The organism is Promicromonospora xylanilytica, assembly GCF_054782895.1.
Map to the genome: position 1 here is coordinate 1 of NZ_BAAGRP010000048.1, position 4218 is coordinate 4218.

Annotated in this window: 1 protein-coding gene; it reads right to left on the minus strand. The window is 69.4% G+C overall.

Translation table 11 applies throughout. The features are described from left to right. Positions 1-384: 384 nt before the first annotated feature. Entirely contained in the window at positions 385-4002 is a 3618-nt protein-coding gene (gene mobF, locus ACYVK7_RS17770; RefSeq protein ID WP_460889053.1) for a MobF family relaxase, read from the minus strand. Between the last annotated feature and the right edge of the window lie 216 nt (positions 4003-4218).

Here is a 4218-nt window from a genome sequence, read left to right on the forward strand (position 1 = left end):
CATCACCGAGATCGCCGCAGCTGCACTCGTCCTGCTCCACCTTCAACGCCCCGTCAGCGAATGAGGCGAGAAAACCTCAGTGGCGAGCATCTTGATTACGTTCGCGCGATGGGCTGGTACGAGACAAACGTCAACCGACGGTACGCGCGTTTCCTGGAAGAGTTCGCCCCTGGGGAGGAAGCCGAACTGCATCAGCACATTCTCCACGGTGTGATCAGTGGAGAGACGCGAGATCTCGACAGGTGGCTCGACGCCCGACACGGCCCTGGCGCATTTGCTGGAGCCTTTATGTCCGAGACCTACCTCGCATAAGAAAACGGGCAAGGAGGGTCCGGTGACCGCACGCACGGTCACCGGACCCTCTCGCTGTTCCTGGCGGGCTCGCTAGTACCCCAGGCTGGGGCCAGAAGTGCGGCGCGGCGCGGCATGTGGGGCGGGCGCGTTGATGGCGCTGGCCAGGGTTCGCACGAGTGCCTGGACGCGCCGCGCGTCGTCGCGTTGTGTGAGCGTGGTGGGCGGTTCGCCGAACGGGTCGTGGGTCGTGATCCCGTAGCGGTCGCGGTAGGCGGCGACGGCAACGACAGTGTTTTGCCATTCGCGTTCGGCAGGGCCGTGGGGGCGTGGGGGCAGGTGTCGGGTCCAGGGTTGGCGGTCGCGGAGGGCTTGCCCGGCGAGGGTCCGGGCGCGGTCCTCGATGAGTTCGGCGCGGCGGTCGAGGGCTTCGCGGACATCGTCGGGAACTGGGCCGCGTGCACGTGGGATGAGTCCGGCGATCCGATCGCCACCGGCAGATGCACGGGTGGCGGCGTGGGTGAGGCGGTCGTACAGGACGGCGGCGATGTCGTCGGCGTCGTACAGGCTTCTGCTGGCTGCGATCCGGGGCAGGAGGCGGTAGACGTCGTGGCCGTCTGCTTCGGCTCGGCGTAGTTCTGCGCACAGTGGCCCGAACGCATCGGACTCCACGACCTGGGCGACGTCGCGTCGGGTGAAGCCTTCCCCGGCCAGGGTGTGCGCGACCAGTTGGGTCCAACACGGGCGCTGGGCGTGGGTAGCGATGGTGTCGTACTCGGCCGCGAGCTGCGCGATGGAACCCCACCGGTGCTCCTCGTCATGGCGGGACTGGTGTGCGGAGGGCTCTGCGCCGACCCGGTGCAGGATGCCCGCCAGGACGGCACGCGCGGCGGCCTCCTCGGACAGGTCGGGGTCGATGTTCGCGCCGATGGCGTGTTCATGGTTCTGGTTCCGGTCGGGCTGGTCGACGGGCACGAACACGGTGTTCGTCGCGCGCCCTCTCGTGAGTGCGACGTACAGGTTCTCCCGGCTCATGCTCGGGCTCGCGACGGTGTAGGCGGTGTCGACGGTGAGGCCTTGGGCGCGGTGTGCGGTGATGGCGTATCCGAGGTCCACATGCTCGGCCACGTAGGCGGCGGGCAGGCGGACCATCGGGCCACTGAGTTGCTGGCGATCGGCGTTGCGGGCGTCGGTGTGCGCGTCGGGATCGATGCGCTGCGCGGTGACCGACCCGTCGTGGTGGACGTCGGTGATCTGCCAGCGGTCGCCGTTGCGGACCCATCCGGCGTGTCCGTGGCGCAGGGTGCGGTCGTTGCGGCGGGTGAGGATGAGGTCTCCGGCCGAGGCGCGGGTCTGCCCGGCCAGGCGGACTGTCTGGCCGTCGGAGACGCGTCCGGTCAGGACGCGTTCGGCGCGGGCTCGGCGGTTGAGGTCGTTCATCGTGGCGGTGTCCGGCACGACCAGCACGGACGAGAGTCCGGCCTCGGTGTCGGTCTTCCACGCGGCATAGGCGGCGTCGGTCATGTCCTCGGTGGTGCCCGCCTGGATCCGCCCGTGCTCCTGGTAGGTGGCCAAGATGGCGGGGTCGCCGTCGCGCAGCCGGAGTGTGGCGCGCTTCTCCCAGGGTGCGTGGAAGCGGTGCACCTCGGTCAACGTCGGGACGTCACCGGTCGTCCGGGCGCGTTCGCCGGTCAGGAGGGTCAGGGCACCGCCGGTCTCCACGGCGGGGAGCTGTGCGGGGTCGCCGACCAGGAGCACCTTCGCGCCCGCCTCGACAACAGCCCGGGTCAGGCGGTCCAGGGTGTGCGTGCCGGCCAGGGATGCCTCGTCCACGATGACCAGTTGCCCGGCCGTGAACTGGGCCCGCCCGTGCTCGTGGCGGGTGAGCCACATCGCGGTGTTCTCACACTCGATCCCGAGCTCGGTGCCCAGGACATCAGCAGCAGCCGCAGAGGGCGCCAGACCGACGACAGTCCCCGGGCCGTGCTGCCCTACCCACAGGGTCCGCAGCGCGCGCAGGGTCGTGGTCTTCCCGGTCCCCGCCGGACCCACCAACAAGTCCAGGCGGCGCCCTGAACTGGCCACGGCATGGACGGCGTCGGCCTGCGACGCGTCCAGCACGCCATCGCGCACACCGTGGTTCAGGATGGCCCGCAGCCGCGTGGTGCCCAGGCGCGGTGCTGTGAAGTCCTCCATGAGCCCGAGGAGGCGCTTTTCGGCGTCCAGGACGGCCTGGGAGGTGAACACCACCGAGTGCTTGGGCCGCAGTGTGCTGGACCCGTCCGCGCGCTGCATCGCCAGGGGCGTCGGGGCTAGCTCGGGTGGGGTCAGAGTGACTGAGCCGCCCTCGGCTTGGGCGACGATCCGGCCCACGACCTCGATGCGGTCGTGGTGGGTGGCCATGCGCCAATGCATGGTCTGGCGTTCGGCTTCGGCCCACAGGTTCCAGTGCTTCCACGTGGCCCGCTTGTCCCCCACCACGCCCAGCACGACCGTCGCGGCCATGTCCACCACGTCCTGGGGGACGTCACCGGACGTGAACACCTGGCCCGGTTCGGCCAGGGCAGCGGACAGCAGTCCCTGCGCCCACTCGGTCGGGTCCTGGGCCAGGATGCGCCCGGCCCGCTCCCGCCACTGCTCCGTGAGGTCGGCCAGGGATTCGATGGTCTTGGGCGGGCGGGTCTCCAGGGTGGCCTGTTCCCGCAGTCGGTTGATCGTGCCCGGCGACGGGGTACGCCCGTGCTTGTCGCGGTACTCGTCGATGAGCTGGTCCGCGCAGTGCTCGATCTCGGCTGACCGGTTGGAGAACTCCTCGATCAGCTCGTCACTGACGCCGACGATCTCCATCCGCGGGCTACGGTCCTTGCCCCGGACGCGTCGTTCCCACTTGATGCCCAGCGCGGCGGTCAGTCGGTCGGCCAGGACGGCGTTGTAGTGCTCGCTGAACGCGACGTTCGCGTTGAACAACGCCCTCGAGTCCAGGGTGCGCCACTTCCCGTCGACCAGGGTGCGGACCTTGTTCGCGATCACCAGGTGCGTGTGCAGCTGCGGGTCGTGCGCGCGAGAGTCCCAGTGGTCGTACGCGGTAGCGATCACCCCGGTGACGTCGGCCTGCATGATCGACCCGTTCCCGGCATCGGTCCCCATCCTCGTGGCGGCGATGTGGTCCTCGATGAACTGGATGGTCTCGGCCATCGCCGCCCTGTGCGCGCCCAGGATGATCGCCTGCGTGTTCCGGTCCGACAGTGCCCACAGCACCGAGACCGACTTCGCGGGCGAGAACGTGAGATCGAACCCGGCGACCGCCGTCCGCTTCCCGGCCAGTGTCTCGTCCCGCACGATGTCGTCAACTGCGGCCGTCCGGTCTTCCGGGCTCAGATTCGGGTCCAGAGCAGCAGCACGGTTCTCGATCCGCTCACGCAGCGGCACGATCTTCGGGTAGGCCCGCCCCAGGGGCTCGGTCGTGACCGGGTCCCGACCGGCTTCCAGCAGCCGCTGAAGTTGGGTGGTCGTGACTGGGTCCCCTGCGACGAGCACACCGCCGCCGAGGTCCGCGACGCCGCTTCCGAGCCAGTACCCGGGCGGGGTGCCTACGGATGTGTAGTAGGCGGTCACCGGGTCCAGGCCGAGGCCGTCGCCAGAGCTGGGGAAATCGCAGTCGGCGTTGGCCACGGAACCGGTCAGGTACTCCGTGCCGTTGCCGACGCTCATCGGAACGATGCTCACCGCCACGACCGATCACCACCTTCGGGGTGTGCGGGCGAGGTGTGTGGGCCGCCGGCCAACGGTGCCGAAACGCACCAACGCCAACGGTTCCGTCGCTCCTCAACTGCCTGAGGTGTGCTGGTGATTGGGGAGGTGAGGGAGATGGTGGAGGTGGTGGAGGGGGTGAGGTTGGGGATGAGGGGGAAGGGGTGGGAGGGGATG

Excerpts from the sequence above, each read along its gene's own strand:
- mobF (WP_460889053.1), bottom strand. The coding sequence starts at position 4,002 with ATGAGCGTCGGCAACGGCACGGAGTACCTGACCGGTTCCGTGGCCAAC.